We start from the raw sequence: 21,629 nt of genomic DNA on the forward strand, positions 1-21,629 counted from the left end.
ACCGCTTTCGAGACATGTGTCGAAAGCGGTTATCTGATGAGCAGGTTAGTGCTCATCAGCTATTACCTCGTATTAGCTAAATAGCTCTGCGCCAATATAACTTCCTTCTTTTGCCGCAGGGGGAACAAAAAATAGCCCACTACCGATATGCGAGATATATTCATTTAGCGCATCGGCTGCACCCAATTTTCGTTGGAGTGTTTCGAAATGGGCCGGGTCATTCTGGTAACTGATGAACAGTAAGCCAGCATCGAGTTGCCCATAGTGGTTCAAACCATCGGTATAATTATAAGAACGCCGTAAAATCCTCACGCCTTGGTTATTTTCATGTGCGGCTAACCGAATATGAGCGGTTGCGGGTATCACTAATTCGCCCTCGGTATCCTTTTTATGAAAGTCAGGTGTGTCGAATTCTCGGGTTCCCGATAACGGTGCGCCAGAAAGTTTATGGCGGCCAAACACTTGGTTTTGATCACTGACGCGATCAGTATCCCAGTTTTCAATGTTCATCTTAATTTTGCGCACCACTTGGTAGCTTCCTGATTGTTGCCAGGCAGGCCCTTCCTTAATCCAAACGTGCTGATTAAATTCTGACGCATCGACTAAATTACGGGTACCATCTTTGAAACCAAATAAATTGCGTGGCGTCTCTTGGTCTTTCCCGGCAGAAGCGCGGCCAAAGCCCATCACTGTCCAGCGGGTCTGCGCGGCGCCAGTACTTTTCGCGATACGGGCCAACACTCGTATCGCGTGGTAGGCAACTTGCGGATCATCCGCACAGGCTTGTAAGGAAAGATCGCCGCCACTGAGTTCAGGCTGTAAATTGTCACTCGGTAAGGCGGCAAGTGGCCGTAAATGCGGCGGACACTTTGCGGTAAGGCCGTAGGTATCGGTAAAAAGCGACGGTCCCATCCCTATAGTCACTGTGAGTGAAGCGGGGTCCAACCCGACTGCCTCTCCCGTATCAGTGCCAACGCTTCCGATCCTTGAGGGTTCGACGGTTCCCACTGCCGCGCCTTGGACGAGTTGGGCAATCGCTGCGGACCAGCGAGCAAGTAAAATTTGGAGCGCTTGCGCGGTGGGTGTCGTCATATCAAATGTCATAAACATAATATGGCGTTGGGGCGGTGTCGTAACGCCTGCTTGCCCATGATCGCCATAAAATGGCCATTGATGGGAGAGGTCAATATTCTCCTTTTCACTAGCCTCTGCAGCAGAAGCGAGCGTCGGGGACAGGGCAGGGAGCGTTAGCGCGCTGGCTAACGACCCTTTTAGCATATTACGACGAGAAACGAGGCCGTGGGAAAGAAGTGACTTATCGTGACGATTCATTACTTAGGCTCCAGCGTGGGTCGCCACTTTTTCCGCGATATGCGAAAGTGGCTCTTGTAAGGCTTGTATTGCACGACTTAATGTTGCCGCATTTTCCGCTTTTAGCGCGTTGGTGTAAGGGCGATAGCCTCCCAGGCTGTTACTGTCACGATATTGGTCGAGCAATTTACGCACTGCGCTAAATTGTTGACTGACCTGCTGGGTTAAGGCCGGGTCGATTTTCGCTAAGCCAGGTTGTAAGTAAGCAAAGGCTTGCATCGCCCCTTCAACATTCCCTGCAAAGTCGACCAGATCAATATGGCTGTAAGCTTCTTCTTCACCATTGATTTTGGTATTTTGTACTTCTTCAAGTAGGTCGGCCGCACCGTTGGCTAAATCTTCTGGTTTATAGGTCAGGCCTTTCACTTGTTTGTTTAATTCCGCAACGTGAGTCACTAGGCCTTTGGCGATTTGTTGCGTCTTCTTGTCAATTTTTCCTTTCTCGAACAGGTCACGCTCAATGGCATGGAAACCGTGCCAGCCCACTGCCGGATCGAGGTTTGAAGCACGCATATCAATCAGATAATCTAAGTTACCGGCATTATTAGTCGCTTTGTAGCCGGGTAATAAGAAACCGTCCACGTCAGATTCAATACGTTCGTAGTAAGGGCGAGCTTGCGCGTAGGCCACTTTTGCTTGTTCAAGCTGGCCCGCATTGATGGCAGTTTGCAGTGTTGCTACCGCGGTGACCATGCCAGCGACGGTACTCTCTACATAGCGACCATAGCCATCTGTTCCTTGTTTGAGAAGGGCGCTGATGCTGTCAGATGATTGCGCACTTCTTTGGCCGCTTACGGTAAAGTTAACCAATTCCTGAGCCGCACCCGGGCAATAAATTTGATAATGGCCGCCCTCTAAGTTCAGGGTGAATTTTACCGCCGGTAAGCCGGGAGCTAAGTTCTCTTTCTCACCTAAAATACGATTGTTATTAAGCAGTTCGATCTCCGTAATCGCGGTGGCGGTTTTGTTCACAATATTAAACGTGACGGGGCCAGCATTGACCTTATTGCTATCGACCAGACATTGGCCACCGTTATCCGCCGTTAAGGTGATGTTAACTTGGGAGACTGCAGGAGTAGAGGCTGCATGGGAGGCACCAGCAGTCAGTAAAAGTAACGCCAAAGCACTCATTTTCATGGCAGGGTGACATAATAATTGCTGTTTCATCATAGTCGTTATCTCATTATAGTTTTAGCGTTATGGATTAAACTTTTTTTTGCTACCGGTACTCAGCACCACTGCACCGAGACTGATTACCACTAATACGATGGGTAATTTCTGTTGCAGGAAATCATAGAGCGTCTCGGTTTCTTGATACGAGGCCAACGCTTGCGTTGACTGTTGTTGCCATGCAGAACCGGTCTGCCATGGGCACCCCACGGTACTCGGTGAAAGGGTAACACTGATCAATCGTGGTGTTTGCAAACCACTGCCACTCAGGGTGAGTAGGCTATTGGCTGTGGCCTCAGCAGCGATGATTTGTCCCTGCTGTAGTGTGAGGGTCACCTGACAACTCAGCTGCCATTGACTCTGATAGGGACCAGGATGCTGTTGAGGATGCAGCCCAGGCGGGACCCGATGGTGATACAGCGCGATCACTTGATCAAGGGTGACTTGAGACGGGGCGTCAAGCCATTCACTTTTCAGTGTGATATGCCTCTCTTCTACCGTCGCGGTAGCTTGGGTGGCAGTGAAGGGGATAAACCGAGCGGATTGTCCAGCAAGGGTTAATTCAAGCCCATCGGCCTTCCGTTCTAAGGTTCCGACAGCGTGTTCTACCGAGTCTTGTCGATTGACTAATGGAATAGACTGCGATAAGTCAAAGCTTGGCGGAGAGACGACCTTGGCACAGAATACTGCGCCAGCCAGTGTCGCGAAACTTAAGCCTTGGTATAAACGGCGTGTCACGCGCAGGCTTGGTTTATAGCGTTCGGGCCAAGCAAACAGTAGAACAAATAGACTGAGGTAGCTGACCCAGCCAATCACCTCTGCACTGCGTGGATCGGCTGGGATACCCAGCACACCAGTGACCAGTGCGGCACGAATAGATCCCGCCGGAAGTAACCAGTAGAGATCCAGTACCTTGCGTTGGCCAATTAACAGCCAGCCTGCTTCATGGGCACTGCGCAGGGCTGAGACCACTAAGCCTGCGGCAACGAAGATTAGGAAAATCCCCGTAATCTTAAAGAAACGCCCTAAATTCAGTCGGATGCCGCCGCGATAGATACCCCAGCCGATAATAAGCGCTAGCAAAAGGCCGACTACTGCGCCCGCGGCAGCCCAGATCGTCGATTGTGCGGCTGAAAAGGTCGCCAACATAAAGACGCTGGTTTCAAATCCCTCTTTTAGCACCGCTAAAAAAGCCATTGTAGGCAATGCCCAGCGGCTGGATCGGCCTAAGGCCATGCTTGCCTCATTCTCCAGCTGATGACGTAGTTGCGGTGCGTGTTGCTGCATCCAGATAATCATGCTGCTGACGAATATGACGGCAATGGTCCCTATTATAGCCTCCATCGCTTCTTGCTCTGCTTGCGGTAGGGCTTGTTCAGTCAGACTCAGTCCAACCCCTACTAACAGAGAAAGTAATACGGCACCCGTTACGCCCCACCACATGGGGGCTAATGGCTGATGATTTTTTCGTAAAAAGGTCGCGATAATACTGACGATTAAAACGGCTTCTAAACCTTCGCGTAACGCGATGACCAAGGTGGCTAGCACGGTCACTATCTCTAAGTAAATTAATGTAAATAGGAATAGTTAGTAATATCATTTCTATTAAGTTCTGTAAAAACATTCTCATCCATTACGAGCGTCGTTGACGCGTTTTTTCGTATCAGGATATGTCGCGAGATGCTTGCTGACTAAACAGTGATTGTGGGGGAGCGAGAAGTGTCGAAATACGTGGTGAGTTGTAGGCGGTGATGTTACGTCTTCGCCCTTATCGCTTCCCCTACGATAAGAGCTGCTTTTCAATACCGTTCTTTTTTAACACACCATATCAGTGTCGGCACTGTATTGAGAACTTAACAAATACCCCGTAAACCCTCGCTAGCGAAAACAGAAGAAAGGCTCGTAGCGCAGCATGAGCGAGTCGCCAATACGCGATCTGGTTTTCAGCATACATTTTTCAAGCAAATTATTGACGAAAACCAAGCGGTAATTGTGGAAACGCTAAAATCGGCAAATTTGATGAAAAATCGCCATATTGTTAAACGTATAGCCGATACAGTAGGGTCTGGATTTGTAGAGAAGCTCACCTGCAAAACAGAAGCTGCGGGGGGCATTTGGTTAATTTTGATCAGCGGTTTTCTAGCTTAAAAACATGCCATTGCTGCAGTAACATGATGGCAAGTATGCTGCTAAATGTGCGTGAATGGCCGCGCCATAAATGCCGCGATCAGCATGAGGTAGTAAGGGTGTGACAGAATTAATGGCGGCAGGAGTTGGCGTCAAAGCCCACTCAGGCTTGCATAAGTCTGGCGCTATGCCAGTTGAGTCTTTGGCGTGGGAAGCATTGCCCTTGAAGGCGGTCAGCGGTCATCCTAAACAGGCAATATATTTCTCACTCGATTGTCTGACAATTTTGTTACCCTCTCGCAGGATATCCTGATCTTCAAACGCACCATAGATTTTGGAGAAGGTGATGCGCTGCAAGCGATGGTTTATCTGACTAACGCTTTTCGCCGAAAGGGGCAGGTGGTTTGGGTAGCTCCACATAAAGGATACCGCATCAGCCCCAGGGGTAATTTGAATAATATCACCCGCCAACAGTATCCCCTCGTCTTTAGACCAGTAGAGGACACTCCCTCCAGTAAAGTGGCCTCCTAAGCGTAGTAGATGGATATCTTGGGTGAGTTGAAACGTGTCACCTTCCCAAAGAGTGATGGATTTATGATCGCGGTTAATCCACTGCTGATCACTGCTATGTAGATAGAGGGGAGCGTCAAATTCTTCGGCCCAGTCTTGCATTGTGCTGTAGAAGTGTGGATGAGATAACGCAATTGCTTTAAGTCCACCTAATGAATGAATCAGGGCTTTGGTTGCCTCGTCTAAACAGGCAATACAATCCCACAAAATATTCCCTTCTGCAGTGCGAATAAGAAAAGCCCGTTGGCCTATGGCAAAGCTGGGGACTGTCTGCAAACTAAAAAGGTTTTCCTGATGTTGCTTCCATTTATTGCTGTGGTTGTGCACTAAGGTAGAAAATTCGATCCATTTTTGTCCGCTAACCGGTACATATTGACGTTCATCCTCACAGATTTTACAACTTTCTGGATGTTGATCGCCTAGGTTATAGGAGGTACCGCAAGTGTTGCATAGGGTGATCATAAATTTTTCCAATGAAACCGATGTTCATAATATTCTACTGTTATCAATGTTATGCATTTGTTAAATAGAGCTGCACTTTCAGTGCGTTACCCTTGTATTACATCAGGTAGAGTAGGGCGATGAACAATAGGCAGTTGGAGTTGATGTATAATTAATCCTTTTAAATCAGATTATTATCAAATTTATTTTAATAAATAGACGATAACTATCATCGGGTCGTTGTCTAACAAAGTGAAAACGTTAGCGGGTAATTTTCTATGTGTTTTTGCCAATATTTTTACATTTTATTATCTTTTCTCCTTATTGCTGACCCTTCAATGTCAAAAAAATGTCATTTTTAAGTGATAAATGTTGATTTGTTCTATCATTATTAGACATGATGTATGAGCAACATCGTTCTATCATAACAACCGTTGGGGGATCGTGAATGAGACGACCTGGGTCAGTGGGTAAACGAATTTCACACTGCACTCTGCTTTTCTCTTGTCACAGGAAGTTCTCCCGTTTCTTTCATCTCATCGCGATTTATTCGGATGTGTTGTTACATTGCGACAATGTACGTCAACGACTTCTACTCTCAGGCAGTAAGGCTCATAAGGAAGCTAACCTCTAAAGCGTTCAACTATACGTCGCCATCAGGCAGACGGTAACTGAAACCAACAGTAAGGTGCCATCATGGGAAGACAAAAAGCTGTAGTCAAAGCACGTCGTGAAGCAAAACGGGTTCTTCGTAGTGATGCACGTAGTCATCGTTCACGCGAAGAAGAATCGGTTTCCTCTTTGGTTCATATGAGTGGTCTTGATGCAATTGGTATGGCGCGTGATGTGCGTGACCGACACCCTATCGTTGCACGTAATGAGTCACAAGCTCATTATTTGCAGGCGATAACCGCTAAGTCATTGATTTTTGCTACAGGTGAAGCGGGATGTGGCAAAACTTGGATCAGTACTGCAAAAGCCGCAGAAGCCTTAATTAATAAAGATATTGAGCGGATTATTGTGACCCGCCCCGTTTTACAAGCTGATGAAGATTTGGGTTTCCTCCCTGGCGATATTTCTGAAAAATTTGCGCCTTACTTCCGCCCGGTCTATGACGTATTGGTCAAACGCTTGGGTTCCTCCTTTATGCACTACTGTTTACGACCTGAAATAGCGAAGGTTGAAATCGCGCCCTTTGCCTATATGCGGGGAAGAACGTTTGAGAATGCCTTCGTTATTCTCGATGAAGCACAGAACGTCACCGCCTCGCAAATGAAAATGTTTTTAACGCGGTTAGGGGAAAACGTGACGGTAATTGTCAACGGCGATATTACCCAGTGCGACCTTCCAGTAGGTGTCACCTCTGGGCTTGCCGATGCCATGCAGCGTTTTTCTGACGATGAGGTGGTGGGGGTGGTACGTTTTGGTGCCGAAGACTGTGTTCGCTCAGAACTCTGTCAACGAACACTCCTCGCTTATCAATAGTCTGTCGTGGAAACCGCCCAACATTATGGGGTCACTTCACATTATGAGGTCACTTCACATGTTGGGCGGTTTTTTTACTTGTGGCAATCGTAACCAGAGACGTCTTAACAGAGGGAGGCCTATGACAATAGGGATCAGAAGGGCGCGAGTGGAAGAGGCTGAGTTATGTTGGCGTATCCGAAATCTAGCGATAGTCGATCAATGTCAAGTGTGCTACCCCTTATCAGCTATCACAGCGTGGACACCAGAAACTATGCCGGTAGGTTATCGACAGGCGATTCTCGAACATCCGTTTTACGTAGCAGAAGACCGGCAAGGCCAGCTTTTGGCGACCGGGTATCTCGACAGTGAGACTCACCGTGTTGAAGCCATATTTACCTTACCGGAAGCCATGCGACAGGGCTTAGCTTCGCGTGTTATGGCCAGAATCAAGCAAGAGGCGAGAGAACAGGGTTTGAGCGTTATCGCGCTCTCTTCTACACCGAATGCTCAGGGATTTTATGAGAAACAAGGATTTATACGCGTGCGTGAGGACACCCATTTTTCACCTTCGGCCGACTATTCTTTCGACTGTGTCGAGATGGTTTGTCGGTTAGGTTAAGCAAGATGTTAGGGGAATCAGTATGCAGTTGCTGACACAACTGGGGATTCGCTATCCCATTTTTCTAGCACCGATGGCTGGCGTCACCACACCTGTATTGGCAAGCCAAGTCTCTGAGGCGGGAGGGCTAGGTGCCTTAGGGCTCGGGGCTTGTGATGCTTACCAGGCTGAGGCCGCGATCAGGGCGACGCAACACCAGACAAGCCAACCCTTTCAGGTGAATTTCTTCTGTCACCGCTCAACTCCGATGGATCCCGTTAAAAGTCGTGCGTGGCGCGATTATCTCGCTTCGTATTTTGCGCAATTTAATCAGGATGTTCCCAATGAGCTTCTCGCGGCTTATGGCTCGTTTAATGACACGCCTGCTTTACTGGAGGTAATCCTTGCCACACGGCCTGCCGTAGTCAGTTTTCATTTTGGTTTACCGCCTAAACCCTGCTTGCAAGCATTACAGCGCGCTAATATCCCTTACTGGGTCAGTGTTACTCGACTTAGCGAAGCGCTCTACGCACAGGAACAGGGCTGTTCTGCCGTGATTGCACAAGGGATTGAAGCGGGTGGGCATCGAGCCATGTTCGATCCACTTTGCGATTCAGGGTTGAGTACCACCGAATTATTGCAGCAATTAGTCCCGCGGATCACGCTGCCTATTATTAGTGCCGGGGGGATTATGACGGGGAGCCAGATTAATGGGCTGTTAAAACAAGGCGCAAGTGCTGCACAATTAGGGACCGCATTTATTCCTTGCAAAGAGTCTGCCGCCAGCGATCAGCTAAAACAACGGTTATCCACAGCGAATGGGACACAAATCACGGATGTGATTTCTGGGCGTCCCGCTCGCGGTGTGGTTGGACGTTGGCAGCAGGAGATCGACAGTCCGATACGGCCGCCTCATGCGGGCTACCCCTACAGTTACGCACTCGCCAAGCAACTGGATAAGCTTGCCTGTTCCCAAGGGGTGACAGATTACACTATCTGTTGGGCCGGATGTGGGGTTACGGCGTTACGGCCTCTGGATGCTATTCCGCTAATGGAGACCCTGATCGCCGAACTTCAGGAGGATCCTTATTTTACCCAAGGAAGATCGCTGTAGCGGGTGGTGTAGGCGGGGGATAATTTTTCACGTTTCATGGCCCAGGGTTTTTGAATACCTTGACTCGCAAACCAAATAGAGCCCTTACCACTTTGGTTGATACCATCTACAACATGCATCAGCGCATCACTGTTGGCATGCGGCGCTAGCGGGTCAAAGAGATTAAGCTGCGCCACCCCTTGCTGAAAAAAGTCGCCTAAGACAATCCCCGCTTTCATATAGCGGGGGGGCCCGTCGCGCCACATCTGATCAAGTAAATAGAGCGCGAGTCGGACAATATCGCGAGTATCTTGGGAAGGGGTAAGGAGCTGGCCGGTGAGTTGATTGGCATAAAAAGCTTCTCCGATAGCATGCGGACTCGTACGGATAAAGACCCCAACTTGACGGCAATACTGTTTTTCTCCTCGTAATTTTTCGGCTGCACGAGCCGCATAATTACAGATCGCTTCACGCATTTGACTATAGTCGGTGATGCGCTGGGAAAATGAGCGGGAACAGAGTATTTGTTGTTTTACTGGCGCAAACTCTTCTAAGGCCAAACACGGCTCGCCACGTAATTCACGTACTGTCCGTTCAACAATGACGGAAAAAGATTTACGGATAAAATGAGTATCTTGTTTGGCGAGATCCGCGGCGGTATAAACGCCTAGCTGTTGCATTTTTTTACTGAGTCGACGCCCAATCCCCCACACATCCTCTACTGGTACCAGAGGGAGTAATTTTTTTTGCCGCAGTGGCGAGGAGAGATCGACGACACCAGCGGTTTTCGCCCATTTTTTCGCGGCATAGTTGGCCAATTTCGCGAGAGTCTTGGTCGGTGCTATCCCGACCCCCACCATCAGATGCGCCTCATTTTTGATCCGCTGTCGCACCTGTTGTCCAAATTGCTCCAACGAACAACATCCCTCCATACCGGTAAGATTGAGGAAGGCCTCATCGATCGAATAGATTTCGACATGAGGGGCCATCTCTTCTAAAAGAGTCATGACGCGATGGCTCATGTCGGCATACAACGCATAGTTAGAGCTAAATACCGCTATTTTCTGTGAAAAGGCTTGCTGGTTCAGCTTGAAATACGGCTCTCCCATACGGATATTCAGCGCTTTTGCTTCCGCAGAGCGAGCGATAACACAGCCATCATTATTGCTTAGGACGACAACTGGCTTACCACGAAGATCAGGACGAAAGATGGTTTCGCATGAGGCATAGAACGAATTCACATCGACTAGCGCAAACATTAGGGGTTCAGCGTCTTAATAACATGCTTAACGACGCCAAAAATTTCAAATTGGTCGGCATCATCTATAGGTATTGCGGCGTACGCAGTATTTAACGGCAGAAGATGCAGAGTGGGGCGTAGCATCAGTTGCTTCACCGTAAACTCTCCCGCTAAGGAAGCGACGATAATATCCCCCTGTTTGGCGGTTAATGCACTATCGACCACCAACATATCACCTTCAGAGATTCCGCCGTCAATCATAGAGTCACCGCTCACTTTAACAAAATAGGTGGCGCTAGGGTGGCGAATCAATAGTTGGTTAAGATCGATACGCTGCTCAACGTAGTCCAGAGCCGGGGAAGGAAAGCCACAAGGAATGCGGCTAATAAACAAAGGAAGCTCAAGGAGCGCACGAATGCGTGCAGGTTGATAACATAGCATCGTAATCTCTCAGATTAATACTGTAAATATATACAGTATCTGTATTTTACTGAAAGGTGCAAGCAGCAAAGCACTACTTTTAACTAACGATATGATTGATCGATAGATTTAGTTTCTTTTAGAGTGAAAGGTAGCATTATAGGTAAAAAAAAACCCAGTGCTATGCACTGGGTTTTATCATTAGCGTGGACCGGCTAATGAAGAGAAGAATAAGCGGTAAAAAACTCAATCCTCTACAGAAAATGGCGGTGAGGGAGGGATTCGAACCCTCGATACGTTGCCGTATACACACTTTCCAGGCGTGCTCCTTCAGCCACTCGGACACCTCACCAAATTGTTTGTCATGCTTTGCAGCGCTAACGGGGCGGTACTATAGGGAGTCGCCCCGCAACGGTCAAGTACTATTTCAGGCTTTTTACTCATCCGCTCAAGAGCTGAGCGACTCGGCGGAATGTCGCACTTTTTCAGTTCAATCCTTAACCCGATCAGCAAATTTCTTACGTAACTTTTGCAGTTTAGGGGGAATGACCGCCATACAGAAACCATTATTTTCACCCACACGATCCCAATAATCTTGGTGGTAATCCTCGGCTGGGTACCATTCTGTAAAGGTTTCGATAGTTGTCATAATGGGCTGCTGGTAATCGTGCTGGGCAATATTAATCGCTTGTTCAGCTGTTTGCTGTTGTGCAGCATTGAGCGGAAAAATGGCGGAACGATATTGCGTACCGATATCGTTACCTTGGCGATTAAGCTGGGTGGGATCGTGCGTAGCAAAACTGACTGCCAGGAGATCGGCATAGCTGATAAGTTCCGGATCAAAACCGATACGAATTGCCTCAGCATGGCCAGTTGACCCACTACAGACTTGTTCATAAGTTGGCTGCGCAGACGTGCCACCGGTATAACCACTTTCGACAGATAGCACACCTTTCAAACTTTGAAAGACGGCTTCCGTACACCAAAAACAGCCGCCTGCAATTATTGCATATTCAGTTGCCATATTGACCTCATTGTTAACTTCAGTTTTCACTGCTCTAGAGTAGCGGAATGTGTTGGCGGTGACTATGAGCAGATTGTGCAGTAAGGCTAGTCGTGATGCATAAATTAGGTAACTTTCTGATTCGCCGCGCAATCGTCGAGATTGAGTCTATACTTGGTAACATTAATGAATCAGATAATATTCCTAATTATTACATTTTTATAACCGTAAGAGGGGTAAGTGAGTATCGGCTCAAGCGTGCTCTCTACCGCTATGCGTAACCAAAGAAAGCGAGTATTTATGAACGAACTGCGGCAGATATGCCGACAAAATGACTACGCATTTTTTTTCGACATCGATGGTACGCTAGCCACCCTTCAAGCGACCCCAGAAGCTGTATCTATACCGGCTCCAGTGATTACTCATCTTACATTATTAACGCAAAACCTGAGTGGGGCGCTTGCCTTTGTATCCGGGCGCCCGTTGAGTCAAATTGATGAGCTCACTTATCCACTGCGAGGCGCCGCGGCAGGCATTCATGGTGCCGAGATCCGAACACTCAACGGTGAACTGATCGCAACAAGGGTCGACCCGCAGCAGCTTTGTGAGATTGACCAGCAGTTATCTCGCGATATAGAACCTATGCCGGGTGTACGGCTGGAAAAGAAAAGTATCGCTTTTGCACTGCACTATCGACAAGCTCCAACCGCGCAACAGGCTCTGCATGAACTGGCGAACACTATCGTGAAGCGCTATCCAGATTTTAAAGTTCAAGCTGGTAAATGTGTGTGGGAAATCAAACCGCGAGCCTGCGATAAGGGTAAAGCGATAAGTTACCTGATGCAAACCTCCCCCTTTATTGGCCGCATTCCGGTCTTTATTGGCGATGATATGACTGATGAGGCTGGCTTTCAGTATGTGAACCGACAACAAGGGATTTCCATTAAAATTGGCTGCGGTGAGAGTGAAGCAACGCATCGGATAGATAACGTTACACAGCTTTATCAATGGCTGGATCAACTCGCGAATAATAACATTAACCTAGATACAATGAGGAGTGTATAGCATGGGAAGATTAGTTGTTGTCTCCAACCGTATAGCACTCCCTGACCACAGTAAAAATGGGGCCGGCGGTCTAGCCGTTGGATTGCTCGATGCGCTACAAGAGCAAGGGGGGCTATGGTTCGGATGGAATGGGGAGATAAGCAAGATCACAGGAGAAGAGGAGCCTCTGCAGATCGAGCAAGATAAAAATATTACCTATGCGGCCTGTTCACTTACCCAAAATGATTACGATTTGTATTACAGCCAATTCTCTAATACCGTTATTTGGCCCGCCTTCCATTATCGTCTCGATCTCGTTGAGTATCAGCGTGAGGCGTGGGAAGGGTACTTACATGTCAACCAACTGTTAGCAGCGAAACTCTTTCCATTACTTAAACAAGATGATGTCGTTTGGGTACATGACTATCACTTACTTCCTTTCGCTGCAGCACTGCGTGAGCATGATAGCCAACAGCCGATAGGATTTTTCCTGCATATTCCTTTCCCTGCGCCAGAAGTCTTGATGGCGCTACCTGACTATCAAGAAATATTACGTTTGATGACAGCCTACAGCTTATTAGGCTTCCAAACAGAGCGTGATGCGAAAGCCTTTGTATCGGCCATTGCTCATGAAACCGAGTTAGTTACCGTAGAACAAGGCGTATACCAAGCCTACGGTAATACCTTTCATGTACATGACTATCCGATTGGTATTGACCCAGACAGTATCCGTAAATTGGCAGAAGGCCCTTTACCGCCGAAGATGCAAGCGATTCGACAAGGGCTGGGGGATGCTAAAAATATTATCGCCTGTGAGCGGCTTGATTACTCAAAAGGGATTCCTGAACGCTTTCTTGCTTACGAAAGCTTTTTAGAAAAGCACCCAGAGCAACGCGGTAACGTTCGTTATACACAAATCGCGCCGACCTCGCGGGGAGAAGTCCAAGCATATCAAGCCATACGTCACCAGCTTGAAACCGAAGCGGGGAGGATTAACGGTAAATACGGCACTATGAGCTGGACGCCACTCTATTACTTAAATCAGCACTTTGATCGTCGTTTATTAATGAAGATCTTTCGCCTTACCGACATTGCACTGATTACCCCTTTACGCGACGGGATGAACCTAGTCGCAAAAGAATACCTTGCTGCGCAAGACCCTGTGAATCCTGGCGTACTCATTTTGTCCAAATTTGCTGGAGCAGCCTGTGAGCTAACGGACGCGTTATTAGTGAACCCCTATGATCGCGATGAAGTTGCGAATGCAATCTATAAAGCGACGACAATGACGCAAGAAGAACGAGTACGGCGGCACGCTGTCATGATGAATGTACTCAGTTATCAGACTATCACTCGTTGGCGTGAGACGTTTCTAGATGATCTCTATGAAATATCGAAATAAAAAATAAGACATTCAGTTTCTTCCCTATCACTTCGGTGGTGGGGAAAAAAATCTTACAACATGAAAAAATCTTAATGATTTTTATATAAAATAACAGCTATTATAATTTTTACTTTATAGTTTTTATAGTGATCGTCGCCCCTGCTATTTTTTTAAGCAGCCAATCCGAATGATATCCCAGGCAATGAATAAAGTATAAATATAAAACTTATTGAGTTCATGTGATTAGTTTTTTTTATATTCAATCCGTGCTGTATTTTAAATCAACCCTATGATTTCTGGGTCTATATATATTAAAGCTACGTTAATGTTACCATTCTATAAATGATCAGTTATTTTTTACTTATTATTTATTTTCTTTCTGATTTACAATGCAAAAGCTTTTCAAAAACTTTAATACCACTCTTTGCCTATATGATCTAAATCAATATGAAACTTAATGTTTAATAATGTGTATTGTGAAATTATTAATAACAATGTAACTTCTAATAATGTTATGAAGAATAATAAAAAAGCTCTTTATACTACTGCCCGATGATTCATTTATAACCAAATAATTAACTGAGGTTTTCGTGGACAATTCAGATATTGTAAAACAAATCTATGGAATTAATTTATCATATCTTCTGTTAGCCCAAAGGATGCTAAAAGAAGATAAATATGCAGCATTTTATCGACTAGGTATGGAAGAGAGTTTGGCTGAAAAAATAATGGAGTTAAGTCTACATGAATTAGTCAAGCTCGCAGAAACTAATCAACTTATATGCAAGTTACGATTTGAAAAAACAGATGTTATTGAAAAATTAACGCAAGATTCACGGGTCGATGATCTGCAGCAAATCCATACCGGTATCATGCTAGCCAGTAATTTATTACAAGCTCGGGCCAGCAGTAAACGACTAAGATAATAGTGGGAAAATCATGAAAGAGAAAAGCGTATTAAGAGAGGGACACGATATTCGTGTAGCGATGGACCTTATCAGGCTGGGGGCAAGATTACAGCTGCTTGAAAATGAAACCGTGTTAAGTAGAGGGCGTTTGATACGGTTGTATAAGGAGATTAAGGGATCTCCTCCTCCAAAAGGGATGCTGCCTTTCTCAACAGACTGGTTTATGACTTGGGAACATAACATTCATGCGACAGTTTTTTACCATGCGTGGCTATTTTTAAGAAAAACGACTGATAAAACAGATGTCGATTGTCTCATTCTGGCTTATCGCTTGTATTTAGAGCAATGTCCTGTCGAGGTGGAGGGTAATGAACCGCTACTCGGTTTAACACGCGCTTGGACATTAATTCGTTTTGCTGAGAGTGGAATGATCGAACTATCAGCCTGCCGACTGTGTCAGGGGCAGTTTATCAATCACGCTCACCAGCCTAAAGGGAGCTTTGTGTGCAGTCTATGCCAACCGCCTTCAAGGGCAATAAAAAAACGTAAACTTTGTTATTCAGAGGCCGATAAAGGGTATGAAGAGAATAAAGGGTTACGTTATGGAATGTTATGAATAATTAAATTAACATTTCAACAATATATCTATCAGTAACTCCTTTATTTAAAAATACCAGAGATGTACCTTGTTAGGGAGTGACTGTGTTTATAATTATCGGCTATATTATAGTGACTGCATCGATCCTCGGTGGCTACGCGATGGTAGGTGGCCACATGGGAGCGTTATATCAACCCTCAGAATTAGTCATAATTGGCGGTGCAGGCGTAGGGGCTTTATTTGTTGGCAACAATAGTAAAGCCTTAAAAAAGACACTTACATCAATACCCATCTTATTTCGAGGCTCTAACTATACTAAACAGCATTATCTTTCACTGATGAGTTTGTTATTCAATATTATGTCTAAATCGAGGCAGCAGGGGCTATTATCAATAGAAAAAGATATTGAAGATCCTAGTGCGAGTGAGCTCTTTAACCAATATCCCAAGCTGACGGCCGATCCATTACTGCTTCATTTTCTGGCCGATTACTTGCGGCTGATGATAAGCGGAAATATGAGTGCCTTAGAAATCGAATCGCTGATGGACGAGGAGATTGAGACCTGTGAACATGAAAGCGATGTTCCGGCACAAAGTATCTCGGCAGTGGGCGATGCTTTACCCGCTTTTGGTATTGTTGCCGCGGTAATGGGGGTGGTTCATGCACTGGCTTCAGCGGATAGACCCCCTGCTGAGCTTGGCGAACTGATCGCCCACGCGATGGTCGGAACGTTTCTAGGGATACTACTTTCTTACGGTTTTGTCTCCCCCCTCGCCACGGTATTACGTCAAAAATCGGCGGAAAAAATCAAAATGTTGCAGTGTATTAAAGTGACATTATTAGCCAATATGCATGGTTATGCCCCGCAAGTGGCGGTGGAATTTGGCCGCAAAGTCCTTTATACCACAGAACGGCCAGCCTTCACTGAGCTGGAAGAATTCGTACGCAATAATAAACCAGGCACGCGTAGCTCGGAGGGCGGCGAAGAATGAAGGACTCTAGGCCTCCAATTATAGTGATCAAAAAGAAGAAAAAGCATGCACGGCATGATAGTCACGGAGCATGGAAGATTGCGTATGCTGACTTTATGACCGCAATGATGGCTTTTTTTATGGTGATGTGGTTGATCTCCATTGCCGACCCACAAAAGTTAGAATCTTTAGCCGACTATTTTCGTATGCCCTTACGGGTAGCCCTATCACCAGGAAAATACCAAAGTGATACGACAAATATTATTCCTGGCGGCAAGGCGGGTCGTAAAACGGAATCTATCGAAAGCTTACCAAATCCGTCAATGAGTCATAAGAATAAAGATCGTGACCGTAAAGCATTACAAGGTATTAAAAATAAAATTGAACAATTGCTGATCACTGACCCTCGATTGAAATCCCTACGCCCCCATTTGTTTCTCACCATGATTAATCAGGGATTACGGATACAAATAGTGGACAGTCAGCAACGGCCGATGTTTCTTAAGGGCAGTGCAGTTATTGAGCCCTATATGGCGGAAATTCTGCATGCATTAACCCCTATTCTAAACGATGTCCCCAATAAAATGAGTATTGCCGGTCACACCGATAACTCGCCTTATGTGACAGGGGAACATGGTTTTAGTAATTGGGAATTATCGACACAGCGGGCTAATTCATCACGGCGTGAGCTGGTAAAAGCCGGGCTAGTCGAAGGAAAAGTACTCCGAATTACTGGTATGTCAGACACAATGAATATGAAAGATGTCCCCTCCGATGCCCCTGAAAATCGCCGTATTAGTTTGTTAATCTTAACCCATGATGCAGAAGACGAGATTGAAAAGGAGAACCATGAAGATCAAGCCCTGGTGATCACCGACGCGGGTGAGCTTCAACGTGCGGTTGCGCCGCAAAGTACGGATCAGGATGAAAAAGATAAAAAACCGACGGAGAGGAAAGAGTAAAGAATGGATATCTCTGATTTTTCTCAAACATTTTTTGATGAAGCAGATGAATTATTGGCCGATATGGAGCAGCACCTGCTGGCACTTGATCCTTCAAATCCTGATTCAGAACAGCTTAATGCAATATTTCGAGCAGCTCACTCCATTAAGGGGGGTGCTGGAACCTTTGGTTTCAACATTCTGCAAGAAACCACACATATTTTGGAAAACATTCTTGATAATGCGCGACGAGGCGAATTGTCATTAACCAGTCAGCTTATTGATCTCTTTCTGGAAACCAAAGATATCATGCAAGACCAACTTAATGCCTATAAAAACTCAGCACAACCGAATGAGGAAACGTTTCAATATATTTGCGAAATGCTACGCAAGATTGCGCTAAGTGAACCGGCTAAAATAGATAATAACACCGCAGCGCCGTTGGGTGAGGCGGCTGATACAGTACAGCCCTCACTCGCCGAGCAGACGGTACGCATAAAGCTGTCGCGGCTGAAAAGCACAGAAATTACGCTATTACTGCAAGAGATTAAACATCTTGGAAGTGTGACGCTGCTCGAACAGGATGCGAAGAGCGTCGATATGATGGTGAAGGGCGTCAGTCGAGATGACTTAATCGCCGTGCTCTGTTTTATCATTAATGAAGATCAAATTAGTTTTCCCAAGATAGAACCCCCTCAATCGTTGCCAAGCAGTGAGTCGAGTACCAAAGCGGTGGCGACTGCGCCTCCGCCGGTAAGCAGTAAACCTATCGCCACGGCGACTAAAGCACCGGACAGTGGCAGTATTAGGGTAGCGGTGGAGAAAGTTGATCAGCTGATTAACTTGGTGGGGGAGTTAGTCATTACCCAATCAATGCTATTACAGCATGTCTCAGAATTAGAACCGACGCTTCACGGGGCATTATTTAATACGGTTAACCAACTTGAGCGTAATGCGCGTGATTTACAAGAGTCGGTCATGTCGATACGTATGATGCCGATGGAATATGTCTTTAGTCGCTTTCCACGTCTTGTTCGAGACTTGGCGACAAAGCTCGGGAAAAAAGTGGAGCTAACGTTACAAGGGGGATCGACGGAATTAGATAAGAGTTTAATTGAGCGAATTATCGATCCACTGACCCACCTGGTGCGTAATAGTCTGGATCACGGTGTGGAATCTGCAGACACGCGTCGTGCCGCCGGAAAATCGGCGGAAGGTAACTTAATTCTCTCGGCAGAACATCGTGGTGGCAGTATCTGTATTGAAGTGACCGATGATGGTGCAGGGTTGAATCTAGACAGAATTTACCAAAAAGCCTTAAGTTCAGGCATTCCGGTACAAGAGTCGATGAGTCCTGAGGAAATCGCACAACTTATTTTTGCTCCAGGATTTTCGACCGCAGAGCAAGTCACCGATGTCTCCGGTCGTGGGGTCGGGATGGATGTGGTAAAGCGAAATATCCAAGAAATGGGTGGGCATGTTGAGATTGCTACGCAACTAGGGAAAGGGACGACTATTCGTATTTTACTCCCACTGACATTGGCGATATTAGATGGTATGTCGGTAAAAAGTGGTAATGAAGTATTTATCGTTCCGGTGAATGCCGTAATGGAATCATTACAACCCCGTAAGGTTGAATTAAAGTATTTAGCGGGTGGTGAGTGCGTGCTGGAAGTACGAGGTGAATACCTCCCCCTTATTTCATTAGCGAAAATATTCGATATTAGGGCTGCCCGCGAAGATCCTACCGAAGGCATTGTCATTATTTTACAAAATGCAGGTAAACGCTTTGCATTATTAGTCGATTATTTATTGGGTCAGCATCAAGTTGTAGTGAAAAACTTAGAAAGTAATTATCGCCGTGTACAGGGTATTTCTGCAGCGACCATTATGGGTGATGGCAGTGTTGCTTTTATTGTTGACGTTTCAGTATTGCAAGCGGTTAATCGCGAAAAGATTTCATTACAGATCGAAAGTTAATGTTTAGGAATAGCTATGGAAAGTAAAAATGAAGAGAGCCAGAGCCAAGAGTATCTTATTTTTACCTTGGGTAAAGAAGAGTACGGTATCGATATATTAAAAGTTCAAGAAATTAGAGGTTATGACCAGGTTACACGGATAGCTAATACACCGAAATTTATTAAAGGGGTTACCAATTTACGTGGTGTAATAGTCCCAATTATTGACCTAAGGGTTAAATTTGTACAGGAAAATATCTCTTATAACGATAATACCGTGGTCATTGTACTGAATTTAGCTGAGCGTATCGTCGGTATTGTGGTCGATGGCGTATCCGATGTTCTCGCCCTGACATCTGAAGATATTCGTGCAGCACCGGAATTTAGCGTAACGCTTTCTACTGAGTATCTCACCGGACTCGGGGCGCATGGTGACAGAATGTTGATTCTTGTCGATATCCAGAAATTATTAAATAGTGAAGAGATGGCCTTAGTCGATCGACTGCACGCAGGTTAAACATTGTTCGTCACCACTATAAAGAAAAGGACGCGATTACCGATAAGGTAATTATATAAAAGGACAATAGGGGACCCTATGTTACGCAAGCTTAAAGTTGTCAGCAGTTTATTACTAATTCTTTCTATTATGGGAGTGCTACAGATTGTGAGTAGTGCAATCTTTTTAGAAATGTCGAAAGGTAACCAAACTATATTCACTCAAAACCAAAAACTAAGGGTCCAACAGCAAAGCATTTCTGATGCCACTTCGTTTTTATTAGAGGCAAGGTCAAATATAAATTTTGGCATGATCTACTCTTTGCAAAATGCCAAAGAGGAAGGGTTTGATGAGAAGATTAAAAAGTTTTTAAGTAGAGCGGAGGAAAATATTCAACAAGCAGATGATGAATATAAAGTCTTCTGGAATACTTTTGTAGAGAAAGAAAGGGAAAATGCAAAACTTGATGCGATGAGTCGTGCATTTATTGATTATCGAAATGGGCTAGATAATTTATTAGTTTTACTTCGTGAAGGGAAAGTAAAAGAATTTATGACGACCCCAGTCATGGATAAGCAAAAGGATTTCGATAAAAAAATGAATCAATGGTATAGCAAAAACGAGAAAGAGGTTGAAATTGGTATCGACCATAGTCGTCAGCAATATGAGCGTGCATTGATCTTAACCGGTGTTTTTATTGCGATAACCTTGTTCGTTATTTTCTTAGCCTGGGTAGGTATTCATCGGATATTACTTAAACCATTACATGCGTGTATTCATCATATTCAAAATGTTGCACGGGGCGACCTGACACAATCGATAGAAATCGTGAGTAAAAATGAGATGGGGGATCTGCTCACGACCATGAAGTATATGCAGGATGAGTTAAAACATACGGTAGGTTTGGTGAGGGATAGCTCAGAGTCAATCTTTAGTGGGGCGAGTGAAATTGCTAATGGCAGTAATGATCTGTCTGCACGAACCGAGCAGCAAGCAGCTTCTTTAGAAGAAACCGCCTCCAGTATGGAGCAACTGACCGCGACGGTGAAACAGAATGCGGAGAATGCTCGTCAAGCCTCGCAATTAGCCCTTAATGCTTCAGAGACTGCGCGTCATGGTGGGAACGTTGTCGATAAGGTCGTCACGACAATGAAAGATATTGCCGATAGTTCCAAGAAAATTTCGGATATTACCAGCGTTATTGATGGGATTGCTTTTCAAACCAATATTCTCGCGCTGAATGCTGCAGTCGAAGCTGCCCGTGCTGGGGAGCAAGGGCGTGGGTTTGCTGTGGTAGCAGGAGAGGTTCGCAACTTAGCACAACGTAGTGCGCAAGCAGCAAAAGAGATCAAAACCTTGATCGAGGATTCAGTAAATCGTATCGATTCAGGTTCCCAGTTGGTGGAAAACGCGGGGGTTACGATGGGCGAAATAGTCAATGCAGTCACTCGTGTCACCGATATCATGGGAGAGATCGCTTCAGCATCTGAAGAGCAAAGTCGCGGTATCGATCTGGTGAGTACTGCGGTGACTGAAATGGACCAAGTGACGCAACAAAATGCCACATTAGTTGAAGAGTCTGCGACGGCTGCAGCAACCTTAGAAGAGCAAGCTGGATTACTCAAACAAGCTGTAGCGGTATTCCGTGTCGGTCACGCTTCGTCGTCCCTACCGGTTAGCCAGGCTACGCTCAAACACTCCTCGCCAGCAACAGCCTCAGTCAGTGCTAGCCAAATGACAAATAATAATGATTGGGAAACATTTTAATCTATAAACTCACTGGGATAAGACCTGTAAAAAGGTCTTATCCCTTTGAGTCCATAAAGCGA

19 protein-coding genes and 1 tRNA gene are annotated in these 21,629 nt (G+C 45.8%); 12 read left to right on the forward strand and 8 right to left on the reverse strand.

Going from position 1 to position 21,629, the window contains the following annotated elements; genetic code table 11:
• Nucleotides 1–72: 72 nt before the first annotated feature.
• From efeB to HH682_RS00315, 4 genes are all read right to left on the reverse strand, one after another.
• Nucleotides 73–1,332, reverse strand: a complete 1,260-nt coding sequence (gene efeB, locus HH682_RS00300) for an iron uptake transporter deferrochelatase/peroxidase subunit (RefSeq protein ID WP_214235130.1) — start codon at nucleotides 1,330–1,332, stop codon at nucleotides 73–75.
• 3 nt (nucleotides 1,333–1,335) lie between these two features.
• Complete coding sequence (gene efeO, locus HH682_RS00305) at nucleotides 1,336–2,541, reverse strand: iron uptake system protein EfeO (protein ID WP_214235132.1); 1,206 nt, start codon at nucleotides 2,539–2,541, stop codon at nucleotides 1,336–1,338.
• A gap of 27 nt (nucleotides 2,542–2,568) precedes the next feature.
• Nucleotides 2,569–4,095 carry an iron uptake transporter permease EfeU gene (gene efeU / locus HH682_RS00310; protein ID WP_214235134.1) on the reverse strand — a complete coding sequence of 509 codons (1,527 nt, stop codon included), beginning with the start codon at nucleotides 4,093–4,095 and terminating at the stop codon, nucleotides 2,569–2,571.
• A gap of 813 nt (nucleotides 4,096–4,908) precedes the next feature.
• Nucleotides 4,909–5,700, reverse strand: coding sequence for an MBL fold metallo-hydrolase (locus HH682_RS00315; protein ID WP_214235136.1), 792 nt, complete (start codon nucleotides 5,698–5,700; stop codon nucleotides 4,909–4,911).
• A 675-nt stretch (nucleotides 5,701–6,375) separates the two neighbouring features.
• Here HH682_RS00315 and phoH point away from each other — a divergent pair.
• From phoH to HH682_RS00330, 3 genes are all read left to right on the forward strand, one after another.
• Entirely contained in the window at nucleotides 6,376–7,164 is a 789-nt protein-coding gene (gene phoH / locus HH682_RS00320) for a phosphate starvation-inducible protein PhoH (protein WP_214235138.1), read from the forward strand.
• 121 nt (nucleotides 7,165–7,285) lie between these two features.
• Entirely contained in the window at nucleotides 7,286–7,765 is a 480-nt protein-coding gene (locus tag HH682_RS00325; protein ID WP_250318464.1) for a GNAT family N-acetyltransferase, read from the forward strand.
• 22 nt (nucleotides 7,766–7,787) lie between these two features.
• Nucleotides 7,788–8,858, forward strand: a complete 1,071-nt coding sequence (locus HH682_RS00330; RefSeq protein ID WP_214235141.1) for an NAD(P)H-dependent flavin oxidoreductase — start codon at nucleotides 7,788–7,790, stop codon at nucleotides 8,856–8,858.
• On the opposite strand, the gene umuC is transcribed toward HH682_RS00330, so the two are convergent.
• From umuC to msrA, 4 genes are all read right to left on the reverse strand, one after another.
• Complete coding sequence (gene umuC / locus HH682_RS00335) at nucleotides 8,831–10,096, reverse strand: translesion error-prone DNA polymerase V subunit UmuC (protein WP_214235143.1); 1,266 nt, start codon at nucleotides 10,094–10,096, stop codon at nucleotides 8,831–8,833. The genes HH682_RS00330 and umuC overlap by 28 nt on opposite strands.
• Nucleotides 10,096–10,518, reverse strand: a complete 423-nt coding sequence (gene umuD / locus HH682_RS00340) for a translesion error-prone DNA polymerase V autoproteolytic subunit (protein ID WP_214235145.1) — start codon at nucleotides 10,516–10,518, stop codon at nucleotides 10,096–10,098. The genes umuC and umuD overlap by 1 nt, the downstream gene beginning before the upstream one ends.
• A 243-nt stretch (nucleotides 10,519–10,761) precedes the next feature.
• Nucleotides 10,762–10,849: transfer RNA gene (locus HH682_RS00345), tRNA-Ser, on the reverse strand.
• A gap of 138 nt (nucleotides 10,850–10,987) precedes the next feature.
• Nucleotides 10,988–11,521, reverse strand: a complete 534-nt coding sequence (gene msrA / locus HH682_RS00350) for a peptide-methionine (S)-S-oxide reductase MsrA (RefSeq protein WP_214235147.1) — start codon at nucleotides 11,519–11,521, stop codon at nucleotides 10,988–10,990.
• 219 nt (nucleotides 11,522–11,740) lie between these two features.
• On the opposite strand from msrA, the gene otsB reads away from it, so the two are divergent.
• The 9 genes from otsB (at nucleotide 11,741) to HH682_RS00395 (ending at nucleotide 21,567) form a co-directional block, all read left to right on the forward strand.
• A complete protein-coding gene (gene otsB / locus HH682_RS00355; protein ID WP_338049283.1) occupies nucleotides 11,741–12,565 on the forward strand; it encodes a trehalose-phosphatase in 825 nt (274 codons plus the stop codon).
• Nucleotide 12,566: 1 nt separating this feature from the next.
• On the forward strand, nucleotides 12,567–13,946 hold the full coding sequence (gene otsA, locus HH682_RS00360) for an alpha,alpha-trehalose-phosphate synthase (protein ID WP_214235149.1): 1,380 nt from the start codon (nucleotides 12,567–12,569) through the stop codon (nucleotides 13,944–13,946).
• A gap of 572 nt (nucleotides 13,947–14,518) precedes the next feature.
• Entirely contained in the window at nucleotides 14,519–14,854 is a 336-nt protein-coding gene (flhD, locus tag HH682_RS00365; protein ID WP_214235151.1) for a flagellar transcriptional regulator FlhD, read from the forward strand.
• 13 nt (nucleotides 14,855–14,867) lie between these two features.
• Nucleotides 14,868–15,452, forward strand: a complete 585-nt coding sequence (gene flhC, locus HH682_RS00370) for a flagellar transcriptional regulator FlhC (RefSeq protein WP_214235153.1) — start codon at nucleotides 14,868–14,870, stop codon at nucleotides 15,450–15,452.
• Nucleotides 15,453–15,538: 86 nt separating this feature from the next.
• Nucleotides 15,539–16,426: a flagellar motor stator protein MotA gene (motA, locus tag HH682_RS00375; protein WP_214235155.1), complete on the forward strand. Its 888-nt coding sequence runs from the start codon at nucleotides 15,539–15,541 to the stop codon at nucleotides 16,424–16,426.
• Nucleotides 16,423–17,367 (forward strand): flagellar motor protein MotB, encoded by a 945-nt coding sequence (gene motB, locus HH682_RS00380; protein ID WP_214235157.1) that lies wholly within the window; start codon nucleotides 16,423–16,425, stop codon nucleotides 17,365–17,367. Before motA ends, motB begins: the two co-directional genes overlap by 4 nt.
• A 3-nt stretch (nucleotides 17,368–17,370) precedes the next feature.
• Nucleotides 17,371–19,326 (forward strand): chemotaxis protein CheA, encoded by a 1,956-nt coding sequence (cheA, locus tag HH682_RS00385; RefSeq protein WP_214235159.1) that lies wholly within the window; start codon nucleotides 17,371–17,373, stop codon nucleotides 19,324–19,326.
• A 15-nt stretch (nucleotides 19,327–19,341) separates the two neighbouring features.
• Nucleotides 19,342–19,821, forward strand: a complete 480-nt coding sequence (gene cheW / locus HH682_RS00390) for a chemotaxis protein CheW (protein WP_214235161.1) — start codon at nucleotides 19,342–19,344, stop codon at nucleotides 19,819–19,821.
• A gap of 78 nt (nucleotides 19,822–19,899) precedes the next feature.
• Entirely contained in the window at nucleotides 19,900–21,567 is a 1,668-nt protein-coding gene (locus tag HH682_RS00395; protein WP_214235163.1) for a methyl-accepting chemotaxis protein, read from the forward strand.
• Nucleotides 21,568–21,629 lie beyond the last annotated feature (62 nt).

Source organism: Rosenbergiella gaditana (genome assembly GCF_018494065.1).
GTDB classification, from domain to species: Bacteria; Pseudomonadota; Gammaproteobacteria; order Enterobacterales; family Enterobacteriaceae; genus Rosenbergiella; species Rosenbergiella gaditana.

Excerpts from the sequence above, each read along its gene's own strand:
- efeB (WP_214235130.1), bottom strand. The coding sequence starts at position 1,332 with ATGAATCGTCACGATAAGTCACTTCTTTCCCACGGCCTCGTTTCTCGT.
- umuC (WP_214235143.1), bottom strand. The coding sequence starts at position 10,096 with ATGTTTGCGCTAGTCGATGTGAATTCGTTCTATGCCTCATGCGAAACC.
- HH682_RS00330 (WP_214235141.1), top strand. The coding sequence starts at position 7,788 with ATGCAGTTGCTGACACAACTGGGGATTCGCTATCCCATTTTTCTAGCA.
- HH682_RS00325 (WP_250318464.1), top strand. The coding sequence starts at position 7,286 with ATGACAATAGGGATCAGAAGGGCGCGAGTGGAAGAGGCTGAGTTATGT.
- motB (WP_214235157.1), top strand. The coding sequence starts at position 16,423 with ATGAAGGACTCTAGGCCTCCAATTATAGTGATCAAAAAGAAGAAAAAG.
- cheW (WP_214235161.1), top strand. The coding sequence starts at position 19,342 with ATGGAAAGTAAAAATGAAGAGAGCCAGAGCCAAGAGTATCTTATTTTT.
- umuD (WP_214235145.1), bottom strand. The coding sequence starts at position 10,518 with ATGCTATGTTATCAACCTGCACGCATTCGTGCGCTCCTTGAGCTTCCT.
- msrA (WP_214235147.1), bottom strand. The coding sequence starts at position 11,521 with ATGGCAACTGAATATGCAATAATTGCAGGCGGCTGTTTTTGGTGTACG.
- HH682_RS00315 (WP_214235136.1), bottom strand. The coding sequence starts at position 5,700 with ATGATCACCCTATGCAACACTTGCGGTACCTCCTATAACCTAGGCGAT.
- flhC (WP_214235153.1), top strand. The coding sequence starts at position 14,868 with ATGAAAGAGAAAAGCGTATTAAGAGAGGGACACGATATTCGTGTAGCG.
- efeO (WP_214235132.1), bottom strand. The coding sequence starts at position 2,541 with ATGATGAAACAGCAATTATTATGTCACCCTGCCATGAAAATGAGTGCT.
- otsA (WP_214235149.1), top strand. The coding sequence starts at position 12,567 with ATGGGAAGATTAGTTGTTGTCTCCAACCGTATAGCACTCCCTGACCAC.
- phoH (WP_214235138.1), top strand. The coding sequence starts at position 6,376 with ATGGGAAGACAAAAAGCTGTAGTCAAAGCACGTCGTGAAGCAAAACGG.
- HH682_RS00395 (WP_214235163.1), top strand. The coding sequence starts at position 19,900 with ATGTTACGCAAGCTTAAAGTTGTCAGCAGTTTATTACTAATTCTTTCT.
- cheA (WP_214235159.1), top strand. The coding sequence starts at position 17,371 with ATGGATATCTCTGATTTTTCTCAAACATTTTTTGATGAAGCAGATGAA.